Genomic DNA, 13808 nt, shown 5'->3' on the forward strand with positions numbered 1-13808 from the left:
ATGCCGCCAAACCTCTTCGCCGCGAACTAGACTCGCCCAGCCGCCACTTCGCTCGTGAAGCGGGCCACCAGCGTCGCGCATTCGTCGTGATGGGTTTCCAGGAGCTGGTGCCCGCTGTCGAAGACATGGATCTCCAGCGATCGCAGATCGCGGTGATAGGCCATGATCTCGTCGATCTCGAAGAACGGATCATGTCTGCCCCACAGCAGCAGGCACGGCGGCTGGTGCTCGCGGTGGTAGGCGCGCAGGGCCGGGAAGCGGGCGATGTGTGCGCCGTAGTCGGCGAAGATCTCGAACTGGATGTCCATGATGCCGGGCCGCGACAGGCGATCCCAGTCGAATTGCCAGCTTTCGGGCGGATAGAGCCGCGCCAGGCGCTCGGGTTGCGCGCCGATGTACTGGTATCGGGTGGTCTCGAGATTCATCCATTCGGGCAGTGCGGCTTTGTTCGCGGCGGTGGGGTCGGCGAAGTAGGCCTTCGGAGCGTCCCAGTCCGGCCCGAGCCCCTCGTCGTGGGCGTTGCCGTTCTGCACGATCAGGCCGAGTATCCGATTCGGGTGGCGGGTGGCCAGGTGGTAGCCCACCGGTGTGCCGAAATCGGTGACGTACAAGTAGAACTGGTCCACTTGCAGCGCGGCGAGGAACGCCTCGACCGTGTCGGCGAGGTGCTCGAAGGTGTAGTCGTAGGCCTCGGGCGCCGGCGCGGCGGAGAACCCGGAACCGGGCAGGTCCGGCGCGACGACATATGCGGTGTTCGCCAGCGGTTCGATGATGTCGCGATACGCGTGCGACGAATTCGGGTAGCCGTGCAGCAGCAGGATCGCCGGATCTGCCGGGTCGCCCGCATGCCGGTAGAAGATGTCCAGACCTTGGACCTCGATCGTCTCGTGCCGGGTCTTGTGCCGGTGGTTCTGCATTTCGCAGCACTCCCTTCTCCGGCCCGAGGAGAACCCCTCTACCGGATACCATGCTTATAGTGGTTACCGATCCGAGTAACTGGTAAACACCTAAGATAAGGTTACGACCCGTGGAGTATGCGGTGACGCAATGGGTGCCGGAGCATTTCATCGGCGGGCATCCCGCCCTCGACCTCGCGAACGCGGTGTTCGATCGCCGGGTACCCGGGCCCGGCAACGAGCTGCTCGGGTCCCCCCGCGATATCGGGAACTGGCTGGTGGCGGCGGGGCTTGTCAGCGGTCGCGCGGCGACGGCGGTCGCCAGGATCGAAGCGGAGCCGTTCGTCGGGCGGGTGCACGCGGTGCGGGAAGCCGCAGCTCAGCTCTTCGGGGCGATCGCCGCGGGCAGGACCCCCGACGCACAGTCGCTCGGCGTTCTCTTAACGACCGCGGGGAGTGGATTATCCGCCAGCACAATGAGATTGGACGACACCGGGCCACGCCTCACCCTGGCCCGATGGCGGGATCCCAACGCTGTCACCGCCTTCCTCGCCCTGCTCGCCGTCGAAGCCTTCTACACCCTCCCGCGCGACCGCCTGCGGTCCTGTCCCCGCTGCGCCTGGCTCTTCCTCGACTCGTCGCGCGGCGGAAAACGCCGCTGGTGCAGCATGCAGATCTGCGGGAACCGGGAGAAGGTTTCGCGCCATCGGGAGCAGGTCCGCTGAATACGGCCGCGCGCCTATCGCAGCATGCGGCGGATCACGGCGGCCGCGGCGTCGATATCGTCCGGTTCACCGGTGATCAGCTCGCGGAAGTAGAAGGATTCGCCGATCCGGATGACGGCGTAGGCGAGGGAATGCGTGTCGATATCGTCGAATTCGCCGACGTCGTCGCGGATGAGTTGAGCGAAGGTGGCGACGAACCGTCGCTGGATCACCCCGTCACGTGAGGTGAGCACCCGCAGCGCGGTGTCGGTGTGCTGCGCGACGAACGTGCGCATGGCGGGGTGCCCGGCGGCGAAATGCAGGCTGCGCCGGACCATTTCGGCGATTCCGTCCGCGCCCCGGCCGCCGCATTCGCGCCGGATGTCCTCGAACCCGGCGGTCGCGATCGCCCAGATGGCCTCACCGATGATCCGGTTGCGATCACCGTAGCGCCGATACAGCGTCGAGCGGCCGATACCGGCCGCGGTGGCCAGTGCCCTGGCGTCGATCCAGCCGTCGCGCCGGAACATTTCCACTGCGGCACGCAGGACGGCATCCGACTCGGTCAACTGGGGATCTGGGGAATCTAGCGGTAGCGACATCATCAGTTCTAGTGTGGCATGGGACACCATTAGTTATGTGTCCCAGCCTGGTGGATCGCACGCCATGGTCGATTCACCCTGGATTGCACGGGAGAATTCGATGTTCAAGCAACCAGCTTTCCTATCCCTTTTGCTCGCCCTCGTCGCGGGTACCGTTGCCGCCCCGGCGGTTTCAGCCGCCCCGGACGCGGCTACGCCCGCCTACTCGTCTTACGTTTCGCTCGGTGATTCCTATACCGCGGGATCGTTCCTGCCCGTGGCCGACGTGCGTTGCGTCCGGTCCAGCCGGAACTACCCGAATCTTGTTGCGGCAGCACTGAAATCCAAGTCCTTCACCGATGTCAGCTGCGCCGGCGCGGCCACCGGCGACATGACCGGCACGCAGCTCCCGGCCGGGAATCCACCGCAGTTCGCCGCGTTGCGGCCGGACACGACGCTGGTGACGCTCGGCCTCGGCGGTAACGATGTACCCGGCTTCGAAATCATGTTCAACTGCGCGGTGCGCGGTGCGTCGGTACCGCACGGTTCGCCCTGCAAGGACTACTACACGCAGGACGGCACGAACCGGATGGCCGAACAGATCCGCGCTATCGGTCCCGGACTCGGTGCGGTCCTCGACGGTATCCGTACCCGGTCGCCGAAGGCGAAGGTGCTGCTGGTCGGCTATCCGGCGCTGTTGCCCGAAACCGGTCCCGGCTGCTGGCCGATCGTGCCGATCTCCGACGGCGACGTGCCGTTCCTGCGGGAAGGCGCCAAGCTGCTCAACCGGGTGCTCGCCGAGCAGGCGGCGAAACACGGCGCGACGTACGTGGACACCTACACCGGCAGCATCGGCCACGACATGTGCCAAGCGCCGGGCACGAAATGGCTCGAAGGTCCCGTCCCCACCGATCTGGCCGCCCCGGTGCACCCGAACGCACTCGGCGCGCAAAACCAAGCGCGCCAGGTGATCGCCACGCTGCGCGGTTAGCCCCGGATCCGAAATAGACAACGAAATCGGGTGCAGCCGAATTGCGCTTTGTCAAGCCCCCTGGGCGAATTTGCAGGTCAACGCAGATACGTTGGCCTGCTTAGGGTTTCGATAAGTGACGAGTTCGCGTGCGGAATTCTCGAGAGGTGACAGAGTCCGCCGCAGCTGCATTCACCACCGCCGCGTTCTGGATATGGTTCGAGTGTTGAATTCGTAACTAGGTGAAGGGGTGGTCGTCGTGACCGAAGGTAACGCAAAACTGGCTATGGATCCGACAAAGGTCGATTTCGAGGAGGCTTACTCCACCGGGGTTCTCGGCCCGGGCGTCGTCATGGAGAAGCTCCCGTGGGAGATCGACAAACCGCAACCGATTCTGGTCGAGCTCGAGCGTGCCGGGCACGTGCAGGGTGACGTGCTCGACGTCGGGTGCGGCCGTGGCGACACCGCGGTCTATCTGGCCGAACTGGGCTATCGGGTGACGGGCGTGGACATCTCGCCGACGGTGATCGGCAAGGCCCGAGACCTGGCGGCCGAGCGCAACGTGACGGCCACGTTCGACGTCGCGGACGTGACTGTGCTCAGCGGTTACGAGGGATCGTTCGACACGGTCGTGAGCAGCGCGCTCGTGCACTGTCTCGACGAACAGCAGCGCAAAGCGCACTGGGACGCACTGGCTCGCGTGCTGCGCCCGGGCGGCCGGTTGATCCAGTTCTGCTTCGCCAAGTCGCCGGGCAGCGATACCTATGCTCCGTACACGCTCGGCGAGGAAGAATATCGGGCGGTCTTCTGCGCCCCGGCGTGGGAAATCCTCGAACTGCGGCGGGACAAGATCTCCGCACTCAAGCCGCCGCAAGCCTTCTGGGATCTGCTCGGCGAAGAACTCTTCCCGGAGTTCGAGGGCGAGGACGGGATGTTGCTGCCGGTCTGGCTGCTCGAGGTCAAGCGGGTGTAGTCCCGAGCTGAAGCGGGTTGTCACGCAGCCTGCGTGCCAACCCGTTTCGCATGGCCGCGGCGGCGGTGCTGCGGGGTTTGCGTGCGGCCTGACGGTCGAAGCAATCGGCGAACTCGTCGGCCAGTGCCAGTCGAGGCCAGAGCGTCAGGACCCGCTCGCGCACCGGCATCGGGATCAGGTCGGCTTCCCGCCCGGAGATATCGATTCCGGTCGAGCGGGCGAGCAGGTGCCCTTCGGGATCCTGGTCGACCTCGACGTGGTCCCACATGTGCCGGACGATGATCTCGTGCAGCCGTCGCCTGCGCCGCTCGGACCAGCCCGCGCCGGCGGCGAACACGGCGGCGACATGCCCGCCCGCGTCCTCGAAATCGACGGCGTAGCTGTCGAATTCGGCCACCAGACCGATGTCGTGGAACATCGACGCCACATAGAGCAGTTCTATGTCGACCGTGATCGATTCTGCTTGCGCGAGCAACGCCGCCCAGATGAACGCTCGGGCGGAGTGATGGAACAACGACGGCGAGCAGTACTGCCGTGTCACCTCGCGCGCGGCGCGCGCCGTCACCGTGTCGACGTCGGGCAACTCGATCGCGCTCATTGCTTTCCTCCTCGTATCGTCGTCACCTCACGATGCCGCGGCGCGCTACACTGCCGCCATGTCATTCAGGACACCTGAACCACAGATTCGGACATGACGCATCGGGTCGGCGTCCTGGTCTTCGACCGGGTCACCCTCCTCGACGTCACCGGGCCGGTCGAGGTCCTGCACACCGCGGGCGCAGACCGCCTGTACGAATCGGTGCTGATCTCCGCGCGCGGCGGACTGATCACCAGCGCCGCGAACATCGCTCTGGCCACCACCGCGGTCGCGGACGTGGACGCGATCGATACCCTCATCGTGCCCGGCAGCGGCTCGCTCGCCTACGAACCCATCGATGATGAAATCCTGAGCACCACAAGCCTTCTCGCCGATCTGGCGAACCGGGTCGCCGCGGTGTGCACCGGCGCCTTCGTGCTGGCCGAACTCGGTTTTCTCGATGACCGCCGGGCCACCACGCACTGGCGGCAGGCGCCCATCCTCGCGCGTCGCTATCCGCGCATCGAGGTTGTGCCCGATGCGCTGCACATCCGTGACGGCCGCTACCTCACCTCGGCGGGCGTCAGCGCGGGCATCGATATGGCGCTCGCACTGGTAGAACACGATCACGGCCCCGACGTCGCGCGTTCGATCGCGCGTGAGCTGGTCGTGTTCATGCAGCGGCCGGGCGGGCAATCCCAATTCTCCGCGGCCCTGGACACCCCGCGACCCCGCACCGCGACCTTGCGAGCCGCGCTCGACGGTGTCCTGGCCGACCCCGCCGCGACCCACTCCACCGACACCCTCGCCGCGGCAACCGCACTGAGCACCCGTCAGCTCACCCGGCTGTTCCATGCCGAACTCGGCACCACCCCCGCCCGCTGGATCGAACGGACCCGCCTCGACCGCGCCCAGCAACTGCTCCTCGAAGGCCACACCATCACCGCCGCCGCCCGCCGCAGCGGCCTCGGCAGCGACGAAACCCTGCGCCGCGCCTTCGCCCGCCACCTGGGCATCACCCCCACCGAGTTCAAACGCCGTTTCGCCACCACCCGCGCCGAAGCGCGATAGGCGCGCGGTGCGGTCGCTTCACGCCTTCCCGGTGCCGTGCAGCGTGATCTTCAGGCGCGGGCTCCCGTTCTTCTGGTTGATCTTTATCGTGGCGTCGAACTGTCCGACATCAGGCGGGTGGAACACGACCCGCAGATAGCACTCCGTCTTCCCCTGCGGCGGCGGGCATTGGCCGTCGAGGATGGTGAAGGCTTCGCCGTCCATCCCGTCGTCGAGCTGCACCACAGCCAGGTTGTCGCATTCCATGTACGCGAAGGGGATGTACTTCTTGACCGCTTTCCCGACCTGGGTGATGTCGTAGAAGACGGTCGTATTGTACGGGGTGCACGGCGGCTTCGGCGTCGTGGTAGGCGGGACAATCGGAATCGGGACGACTTTCGTTGTGACGGTGGTCGATTCGGCGAGTTCGGCGGTGGGGGTCGTGGCGGGCGGCGGCGCGCTCGGGGCGGCCGACCGCGGCCCTCCGGTGCGGGTCGGTACGGCCTCCGGAGGTTGTTCGGGCTCTGCTACTGGGGCCTGCGGCGTCGTGGTGGTGGGTACTACTTCGTCGGTGGCGGCGATCTCGGTGGGCGGGGGCATAATTCGCGTGCAGGTGCCCCAGAGGCCGAGCACGATGGCGACGATCACCGCGCCGATCAAGGTCCGGGGGATACGAGGACGGCCCGCGGGCCGGTCTGGTGGGGTCCGCCACTTCGAGATGGTGTCGCGCACCCGCCGGGTCTCGGGATGGTCGGCGCCGAGGCGCGCGGTGAAGTTGGGCAGCCACGCCTCCCACAACTCGATCCGCTCCGCCCGCGACGCGAAAGGTAGCGCGTACAGCGCGCCGAAGGCGCCGACCGGATCGCCCGCACCGAGGTAGTGCCGGACGGCGGCGACTTCCCGATACGCGGCTGCTTCGGCGGTGCCGCTCTGCACGAGCGCGGCGATGATCGCCCGGTGCGCGCGGACGCTCGACACATCCTTACGCGGATTCGCCTTGCGCAGTGGGTCTTTCAACGCTGTGTGCGCCACACCGAGGTGCTCGCCGGTGGTGCCGGGGCGACGCCGGGCGATCAACGCGCCGAGGCCGACCGCTAGGTCGCGTACCTGCGATTCCTCGATGGTGCGAGCGCCGAGATCGTGCAATGCCCGCCGGACTACCTCGATCGGCAGCACCGGTCCGGTTTCCGCGGCGACCACGACGGTGATCAGCAGCCCGACCGCCTCGGCGTGCGGTCCGGTCAGCGACCACTGCAGATGCCCGAGCCGGTGCCGGACGAGGACGCCGATCGGGAGGCCCGCGGCGAAGTCGGCGTCCACCAGATACCGGTCGACCTGCAGGATCAAGCGGGCGTGCAGCCAGCCGCCCACCGCGCGCCACGGGCGGTCCGGCCACGGTGCGTCGGTCGCGATACCGGGATCGACGGCGGTGAGCGCGCGGGTGACCCGGGACCTCGGCCACGGGGCACCCTGCTCGTCCCGTGCGTGCCGCAAGAGGTAGGCGCCGATGTCGCTCGCCCCCGGCATCGGGAGTTCGAAACGCCACATGCGAAGGGCCGGTGGCCATGCAGGGGCGTCGGTGTCGCTGCGGGTAGTGCCGATCACCCGGACGTGCGCGAAATCGGCATGGCTGGTCAGCGTTTCGATCGCGGTCCACAGTTCGTCGCGGTGCCCGTGCTCGGTCGGTAGATCAAGGCCGTCGATGAGAAGTGTGGTGGTGCGCCCGGTGTCGCCCAGCGTCCGCAGTGCGCGCGCCAATCGCGCTGCCACGTTAGGATATTCACCGGCGACGGGCGCGCAGGTGGCGTCGGGTTCGAGCTCGCCCGCGGCGGCGAGCAGCGCCACCCGGCGCTCGAGCTGGGCGGCCAATTCGCCGGTCGTCGTACGCAGTGTGCTGGTGCCGGTCAGGAAGACGGCGGCGCCGATATGCGCTGCGCTGATCGCGGTTTCGAGGCCGAGCAGGTCGGGGCGCACCAGCAGTGCGACGGCGGTGGACTTGCCGCTGCCACCCGGCCCGAGCAGCAGCCGCAACCGCTCGTGGCCGTGTTCGGCCACGGTGTTCACCTGACCCCGCAGTGTCTTGGTGACCTGCAGGCCACGGACGAGTTCGTCGACAGTGCCGGCGTCCGGGCGATCGCGCACCGCGTCACGGGACCGAGTCACGTTGGGCACCAACCACAATCCGTGATCGGCGACGGCCGCCGGCGATCCCGCGGCGAACGAGAAGTGCTGCGGCTGCTGGTGTGCGCAGGCCTGTGCGACGGGCGTCAGGAGGTCCGCGGACAGTAAGTTCTCGCCACTGGTGGGTACGCCGGTGCGAAAGGTGGCGAGAACGGTCTCGGTGAAACATCCGTTGTAGGCGTTGCCGTCGTCGCTGGCGACCAGGAGGTCCACGCGGCCGGACGCCTGCCGGATCAGGCTCGGCCAACTACGTGCCCCCGCGTCCGCCACCGCGGCGGCCTCGCAGGTGTCCACCACGACCACCAGGCCGTCCAGCCCGGACGAGCCGCTGATCCGTTCCTTGAGGGTCTGCGCGAGGTGCACGGCGTACTGCGAGTCCAGGATCGGCTTGCCGTCGGTGTCGGATTCGAGTGAGTCGTGGGCGAGAAAGTAATAGTCGCCATTGGTGCTGAGCCCGTGCCCGATAAGCCACAGCAGCAACGTTGCCCGGTGCTGCGCCGCGGACTCGAATGCCGCTCGTAATGCGGCGTGTAAATTCCGGACGGTCGGATTCACAATTGTCATATCGCTGGGTATCGCCGATTGCCACTGACCGTAATCGGTAAGTGCGGCAGCGACTTCCGGGGCGAGACGTGCGGGGAATCCCAGGTGGGGGAGCGCGGCGCATTCGGAGCCGATAATCAGCGCCAGCCTTCTCCCCACCGTTCCGATAATAGTGCCGGGAACTCTGGCACGTCCGATTACGAACAGAACTTCGCGGGGACGATGTTGACCAGATTCGGGGCGCGCACGATCACGTCGGCGATGTCCGCGCCGCGCAAGGCGACGGTGGCCTTCGCCGAAGCGAGCGCCAGTGCGCGCAGCGCGGTGGCGTCTATGTCGACCGGCACCTCGAGCCGGTCGCGTACCTTACCTGCCACCTGCACGACGCAGGTCACCGTGTCCGCGGCGATCAAAGCGGTATCGCATTGCGGCCAACCGTATTCCGCCACCGAGGCCGGTCGTCTTAGCCGCTCCCAGGCCTCCTCCGCGGTGTACGGCGCGACGCACGACAACATCCGGACCAGGGCTTCGGCTCTTTCGCGGACCACCGGGTCCGCCGCGCCGGGCCCGCCGTCGATCGCCTTACGCAGTGTGGCGGTCAGAGTCATCATCCTGGCGATGGCCACGTTGAATCGTCGGCCGTCCATCGCGGTGGTGGTCGCGTCGATCAGCCGGTGTACTCGTCGGCGCAGCGCAGGATCGCTTGCCGCATCGGATGTTTCGCGCGGCTCAGCGATATCGCCGCTCAGGCGCCAGACCCGGGCCAGCCACTTCGCCGCCGCCGCGGGCGCGACATCGGCCCAGTCGATATCGTCCTCGGGCGGCCCCGCGAACAGCATGGTCACCCGCACCGCATCCGGTCCGTGTGCGGCGATCTGATCCTGCAAACCCCACCAGGTTGCCCAAGGTCTTGCTCATCGCCTTGCCCGCCATGAGCACCTGGCCCTGATTCGTCAGCCGGGTGAACGGCTCGACGAAGGGCGGCCCCGCCGGCATCCTGCTCGGTCGACCCCGGTACCGACCGGTCTTCGGTCTGTGTCCCCGTCGAGCGCCCGATCCAGTTGCGCTGCATGGTCAGTACCTCGGCGGGCCACTTACCGTGCAGTTCGGCCATGTCGTCGAGCAGGCGTTCGGCGTAGGCGGTGATGCGGAAGAACCACTGGGTCAGCTGGCGCACTGTCACCGCGGTGCCGCAGCGTTCACACCGTCCGCGCACCACCTGCTCGTTGGCCAGTACGGTCCGGTCGTTCGGACACCAGTTCACCGGGGCGGCCTTCCGGTAGGCCAGGCCGCGCTCGAACAGGCGCAGGAACAGCCACTGGTTCCAGCGGTAGTAGTCCGCATCCGAGGTGTGCAGGCGGGTCCGCCAGTCGAACGAGATACCCAGTTGGGCAAAGGATTCGGCTTGGACGTCGATATTGTCGTAGGTCCAGCGGCGCGGATCCCGGTCCCGTTTCACGGCGGCGTTCTCCGCGGGCAGCCCGAATGAATCCCAGCCCACCGGATGCAGCACGTTGTCGCCCCGCAGGCGTCGATAGCGGGCGATGGCGTCACCGATCGAGTACACCTCGGCGTGGCCCATGTGCAGGTCGCCCGACGGGTAGGAGCGGAAGGTCCGGATCGACCCGCGAGCCGTCGCCGGTCGAACGCGGGCACCGCCTCCCGCGGGAGGTCCGCCGTGCTGACTGTGCCCGCTCAGAACCGGGTCAGCACGGCCCGGTAAGCGCTGTCCCCGGGAACGTCATGCGCGCATCGTAACGCGCACCGCCGCGGCGGTGCGAATGCTTTTCCCGCCGGTCGCCACGCCGATATCGGCGCCGGTGCGGGCTCGTCACCGACGTTTCGGGCGACACGATCGGATAACAACAATCGCGACACGTGCCGAGCGGCGGGATATTTGCATCGGTGTGTGCATCGAGACTTCCTGTGGCCCGGCCTAATCGCCCGCAACCTCCTACCCATCCGCGACAGGGGCCGTAACGAACTAGGAGGAACACTCGACCGCTGCCGTTGCGCCTCGCCCTGGAAGGAGAACAGTGATACGCGTCAGTTCGATACGTCCTACCGTCCCACTGACGAAATGTTCCCGGAGCTTTCCCCTGACCGGAGTCGAGTGCACGAGGCGCGTGTAACGAGCGGTGGTGTAGTAACTTTCGCTGTCGGTATCGGCGGCATTCGCCAGGCCGATCGGCCCGGTTCGATACGTGCTGCCGGGGGGTGGCTTCGGCAGGCCTGAATATCGTTCGTCCAGTGTGGCTGTAGCTGACTCGGGAGGTCGAAGGTCGATGAGTTACGAACAAATATCGGAACGTCCGTCGACTCTGGCGGACATCTTGGTGCGTCGTGGTGTCGAAGATCCCCACCGAGTCGGCTACACGTTTCTCGACGCAGACGGGCACCGCGAAACCGAGGATTACGGGCGGCTCTTGGATCGTGTGCTCGGCTTGGCGACGCGGTTGCGGGAAATCAGTGCGCCGGGCGACCGCGTCCTGTTGCTGTGCCCGTCCGGTCTGGACATGGTGCACGCCTACTTCGCCTGTCTGCTGATCCGCCGGGTCGCCGTACCGCTGTACGTGCCGACCGGACAACGGCATGCCGAGACCGTGGCGGCGATCGCCCGCGACAGTGGCGCGGTGGCCGTCATCGCGCCGCAACAGGCCGCCGCGGTGGCGCGTGAGCTGCTCGGCTGGCCCGACGAGCGGATCCTCGACAGCACGGTGCTCGACGGCGGCGGCGCCCGGCAGCTGCTCGACACGCCGCTGCCCACCGAAAACGACGTGGCGCATCTGCAATACACCTCCGGCTCGACCGGCAGCCCGAAGGGCGTGGTGGTGCGCCATCGCAATCTGCTGCACAACCTGGAATGCCAGCGGCGCGCCTTCGGGCACACCGAGCACAGTTCGGCGGTCCACTGGCTGCCGCCGTCGCACGATATGGGCCTGGTGCTGGGCATTCTCTCGCCGCTTTTCGCCGGATACCCGGCGACGCTCATGGCGCCGATGACCTTCCTGCGTAAGCCGCTGACCTGGCTGCGCGCGGTGGCCGAGCAGGCGAATACCACTGCGGGCGGGCCGAATCTGGCATTCGGCATCTGTGCCGAGCGGGTGTCGGCGGCCGAGGCCGAAGAACTGGATCTGTCGCGGTGGGATGTCGCGTTCGTCGGCGCGGAGCCGGTCAATCCGATCATTCTGCGCCGATTCGCCGACAAATTCGCCGTGAGCGGTTTTTCGCCGGGAGAGTTTCTTCCCGGGCTATGGACTGGCCGAGGCGACTTTGTATGTGAGCGGCGGGCCGGCCGGTTCGGGTCTGCGCACGCGTTCGTTCGCGAATGCGGAACTGGAAAAGGGTTTCGTCGTCGCGACGCCGAACGGGCGCGAATTGGTCGATCTGGGCCCGGTCGGGGCCGCGACGGCGGCGGTGATCGATCCGGTGACGTCGCGGCGATCGGATCCCGGTCGGGTCGGCGAAATCTGGTTGGCCGGGGAAAGCGTCACCACCGGCTACTGGAACAAAACCGAGGAGAGCGAGCGGGCCTTTGCGGCGGAAATCGCGGGCGAAGCCGGTACTCCGTATCTGCGCACCGGCGATCTCGGTTTCCTGGCCGACGGGCACCTCTTTGTCTGCGGCCGCCTCAAAGAAGTGATGATCATCAACGGACGGAATCTGTTCCCGCAGGACATCGAGTGGAGTATCGAGTCCACCCATCCGCGATTGCGTCGCGGGGGCTGCGCCGCTTTGTCGACCGAGGTGAACGGTGAAGAGCGTTTGATCGTCGTGCAGGAGCTCGACGAGGAAATCGCGGACGACAATATGGCCGCGCTCGAACAATCGATCAGGTCCGCGGTGAGCCGGGATCACGCCGTGGCGCTGTACCGGGTGATATTCGTCGACAAGGGCAAGGTGCTGAAAACGACCAGCGGGAAGATCCGGCGATCGCAGCTACGTCACCTGTACGCCAACGAGATCGGATCGAGGGCCATATGAGCGAGTCGCAGGGCCGCGCCGACACCACGACATTCTTCCTCGGTTGGGCACAGCAGCGCCTAGGCCTCGAGCAGATAGATCCGCGGACACCGCTCACCGCGCTGGGCCTCGACTCGGTCAAGGCGGCCGAGCTGTTGACGATTCTCGAGGACCGATTCGGCATCGAGGTGTCCGCCGAAGACATCTACGGCGACATGTGCGTCGCCGATCTGGTCGACGAGGTGGTCAACCATCGCGATGCCGGTGCCGTCGCCGGGACCGTGGCCTCGTGCACACCGGATCGCCGGGCCGGTGCGGCCGTCGAGTTCGGCCTGTTCTTCTTCGCCAGTGACGCGCAGCAGCGTAGTTCGCAGCGCTACCAGCTGTTGTTCGACAGCGCGCGCTTCGCCGACGCCCACGGATTCTCCTCGATCTGGTTGCCGGAACGGCACTTTCACAAGTTCGGTGGCCTCTACCCGAACCCCGCCGTACTGGCGGCGGCGCTGGCGCCGGTCACCGAGCGGGTGCGGATCAGGGCGGGCAGCGTAGTGCTGCCGTTGCACGATCCGGTACGGGTCGCCGAGGACTGGTCGGTGGTCGACAACCTGTCCGACGGCCGGGTCGACGTCGCGTTCGCCACCGGCTGGAACCCCGACGATTTCGTGCTGGCGCCCGACCGCTACCGCAGCCGGGTCGAGGTGATGCGCGAGGGCATGCAGACCGTCCGGCAGCTGTGGCGCGGCGAACCGATCTCACTGCCGAACGGCGCGGGTGAATCACGTTCGGTGCGTATCTTTCCCGCCCCGATCCAGCCGGACCTGACCACCTGGGTGACCTGTAGCGGGGGCGTACAGCGCTTCGAGATGGCGGGCGAACTCGGCGCGAATGTGCTGACCGCCTTGCTCTTTCAGGATGTGGACGAACTGGCGGACAAGATCACCGCCTATCGCAAGGCGCGCGCCCGGCACGGCCACGACGCCGACGGCGGCCGGGTCACCGTCATGGTGCACACCTTCGTCGGTGCCGACGACACCGCCGTGCGGCAGACGGTGCAGGGCCCGTTCAAGAGCTACCTCGCCGATTCGGTCGACCTGTGGCGGCGCGGCGCGCAAGCCCTCGACGAGTTGGCCGATCGGACGCGAGACAAGGTGCTGGACTTCGCCTTCGAGCGGTACTACCGCACCAGCGGGCTGTTCGGCACGCCCGATTCGGCCCTGCCGATGGTGACGAGCCTGCACCACGCGGGCGCCGACGAGATCGCGTGTCTCATCGACTTCGGTGTCGCCGAGCCGACCGTGCGCACGGGGCTCGAGTCGCTGGCCACCCTCGCGCACCGCGCACGTTCTCTGTGAGCTTCGGATCTTCAGGAG

13 protein-coding genes are annotated in these 13808 nt (G+C 67.1%); 7 read left to right on the top strand and 6 right to left on the bottom strand.

The window, feature by feature from the left end; translation table 11 throughout:
* Window positions 1–26 precede the first annotated feature (26 nt).
* The gene (locus tag TY25_RS00395; protein WP_042253258.1) at window positions 27–917 is read right to left on the bottom strand and encodes an alpha/beta fold hydrolase; all 891 of its coding nucleotides are present in this window, start codon (window positions 915–917) and stop codon (window positions 27–29) included.
* A 110-nt stretch (window positions 918–1027) separates the two neighbouring features.
* On the opposite strand from TY25_RS00395, the gene TY25_RS00400 reads away from it, so the two are divergent.
* A complete protein-coding gene (locus TY25_RS00400; protein WP_042253259.1) occupies window positions 1028–1621 on the top strand; it encodes a CGNR zinc finger domain-containing protein in 594 nt (197 codons plus the stop codon).
* A 14-nt stretch (window positions 1622–1635) separates the two neighbouring features.
* Here the strand turns inward: TY25_RS00400 and TY25_RS00405 are convergent, their stop codons facing one another.
* On the bottom strand, window positions 1636–2169 hold the full coding sequence (locus TY25_RS00405) for a QsdR family transcriptional regulator (RefSeq protein ID WP_042253260.1): 534 nt from the start codon (window positions 2167–2169) through the stop codon (window positions 1636–1638).
* A 133-nt stretch (window positions 2170–2302) separates the two neighbouring features.
* On the opposite strand from TY25_RS00405, the gene TY25_RS00410 reads away from it, so the two are divergent.
* Window positions 2303–3172, top strand: a complete 870-nt coding sequence (locus TY25_RS00410) for an SGNH/GDSL hydrolase family protein (protein WP_052382708.1) — start codon at window positions 2303–2305, stop codon at window positions 3170–3172.
* Window positions 3173–3410: 238 nt separating this feature from the next.
* Entirely contained in the window at window positions 3411–4124 is a 714-nt protein-coding gene (locus TY25_RS00415; RefSeq protein ID WP_226887314.1) for a class I SAM-dependent methyltransferase, read from the top strand.
* Here the strand turns inward: TY25_RS00415 and TY25_RS00420 are convergent.
* A complete protein-coding gene (locus TY25_RS00420) occupies window positions 4111–4722 on the bottom strand; it encodes an HD domain-containing protein (protein WP_042253262.1) in 612 nt (203 codons plus the stop codon). The two genes, TY25_RS00415 and TY25_RS00420, sit on opposite strands and share 14 nt — an antisense overlap.
* A 93-nt stretch (window positions 4723–4815) precedes the next feature.
* Here TY25_RS00420 and TY25_RS00425 point away from each other — a divergent pair, with 93 nt between their 5' ends.
* Window positions 4816–5772: a GlxA family transcriptional regulator gene (locus TY25_RS00425; RefSeq protein ID WP_042253263.1), complete on the top strand. Its 957-nt coding sequence runs from the start codon at window positions 4816–4818 to the stop codon at window positions 5770–5772.
* An 18-nt stretch (window positions 5773–5790) separates the two neighbouring features.
* On the opposite strand, the gene TY25_RS00430 is transcribed toward TY25_RS00425, so the two are convergent.
* The 3 genes from TY25_RS00430 to TY25_RS43555 all read right to left on the bottom strand — a co-directional run bounded on the left by TY25_RS00430 (window position 5791) and on the right by TY25_RS43555 (window position 10057).
* Window positions 5791–8496 carry an ATP-binding protein gene (locus tag TY25_RS00430; protein WP_146153961.1) on the bottom strand — a complete coding sequence of 902 codons (2706 nt, stop codon included), beginning with the start codon at window positions 8494–8496 and terminating at the stop codon, window positions 5791–5793.
* A 176-nt stretch (window positions 8497–8672) separates the two neighbouring features.
* Window positions 8673–9362 carry a class I tRNA ligase family protein gene (locus TY25_RS43550; RefSeq protein WP_052382702.1) on the bottom strand — a complete coding sequence of 230 codons (690 nt, stop codon included), beginning with the start codon at window positions 9360–9362 and terminating at the stop codon, window positions 8673–8675.
* Entirely contained in the window at window positions 9317–10057 is a 741-nt protein-coding gene (locus TY25_RS43555) for a class I tRNA ligase family protein (RefSeq protein WP_052382703.1), read from the bottom strand. The genes TY25_RS43550 and TY25_RS43555 overlap by 46 nt, the downstream gene beginning before the upstream one ends.
* 703 nt (window positions 10058–10760) lie before the next feature.
* Here TY25_RS43555 and TY25_RS41340 point away from each other — a divergent pair.
* The 3 genes from TY25_RS41340 to TY25_RS00445 are packed head-to-tail and all read left to right on the top strand — an operon-like array spanning window position 10761 to window position 13790.
* On the top strand, window positions 10761–12233 hold the full coding sequence (locus TY25_RS41340; protein ID WP_081868591.1) for an AMP-binding protein: 1473 nt from the start codon (window positions 10761–10763) through the stop codon (window positions 12231–12233).
* Entirely contained in the window at window positions 12118–12459 is a 342-nt protein-coding gene (locus TY25_RS41345; protein ID WP_439650342.1) for a hypothetical protein, read from the top strand. Before TY25_RS41340 ends, TY25_RS41345 begins: the two co-directional genes overlap by 116 nt.
* Entirely contained in the window at window positions 12456–13790 is a 1335-nt protein-coding gene (locus TY25_RS00445; protein WP_052382706.1) for a MupA/Atu3671 family FMN-dependent luciferase-like monooxygenase, read from the top strand. The genes TY25_RS41345 and TY25_RS00445 overlap by 4 nt, the downstream gene beginning before the upstream one ends.
* Window positions 13791–13808 lie beyond the last annotated feature (18 nt).

Origin of the sequence: Nocardia brasiliensis NBRC 14402, assembly GCF_000308475.2 — a bacterium.
Lineage (GTDB): Bacteria > Actinomycetota > Actinomycetes > Mycobacteriales > Mycobacteriaceae > Nocardia > Nocardia brasiliensis.

What these genes read in the sequence shown, in the direction of transcription:
- TY25_RS43555 (WP_052382703.1), bottom strand. Translation starts at nt 10,057, where the DNA reads ATGGGCCACGCCGAGGTGTACTCGATCGGTGACGCCATCGCCCGCTAT.
- TY25_RS00395 (WP_042253258.1), bottom strand. Translation starts at nt 917, where the DNA reads ATGCAGAACCACCGGCACAAGACCCGGCACGAGACGATCGAGGTCCAA.
- TY25_RS00425 (WP_042253263.1), top strand. Translation starts at nt 4,816, where the DNA reads ATGACGCATCGGGTCGGCGTCCTGGTCTTCGACCGGGTCACCCTCCTC.
- TY25_RS41345 (WP_439650342.1), top strand. Translation starts at nt 12,118, where the DNA reads ATGATCATCAACGGACGGAATCTGTTCCCGCAGGACATCGAGTGGAGT.
- TY25_RS41340 (WP_081868591.1), top strand. Translation starts at nt 10,761, where the DNA reads ATGAGTTACGAACAAATATCGGAACGTCCGTCGACTCTGGCGGACATC.
- TY25_RS00445 (WP_052382706.1), top strand. Translation starts at nt 12,456, where the DNA reads ATGAGCGAGTCGCAGGGCCGCGCCGACACCACGACATTCTTCCTCGGT.
- TY25_RS00410 (WP_052382708.1), top strand. Translation starts at nt 2,303, where the DNA reads ATGTTCAAGCAACCAGCTTTCCTATCCCTTTTGCTCGCCCTCGTCGCG.
- TY25_RS00430 (WP_146153961.1), bottom strand. Translation starts at nt 8,496, where the DNA reads ATGACAATTGTGAATCCGACCGTCCGGAATTTACACGCCGCATTACGA.
- TY25_RS00420 (WP_042253262.1), bottom strand. Translation starts at nt 4,722, where the DNA reads ATGAGCGCGATCGAGTTGCCCGACGTCGACACGGTGACGGCGCGCGCC.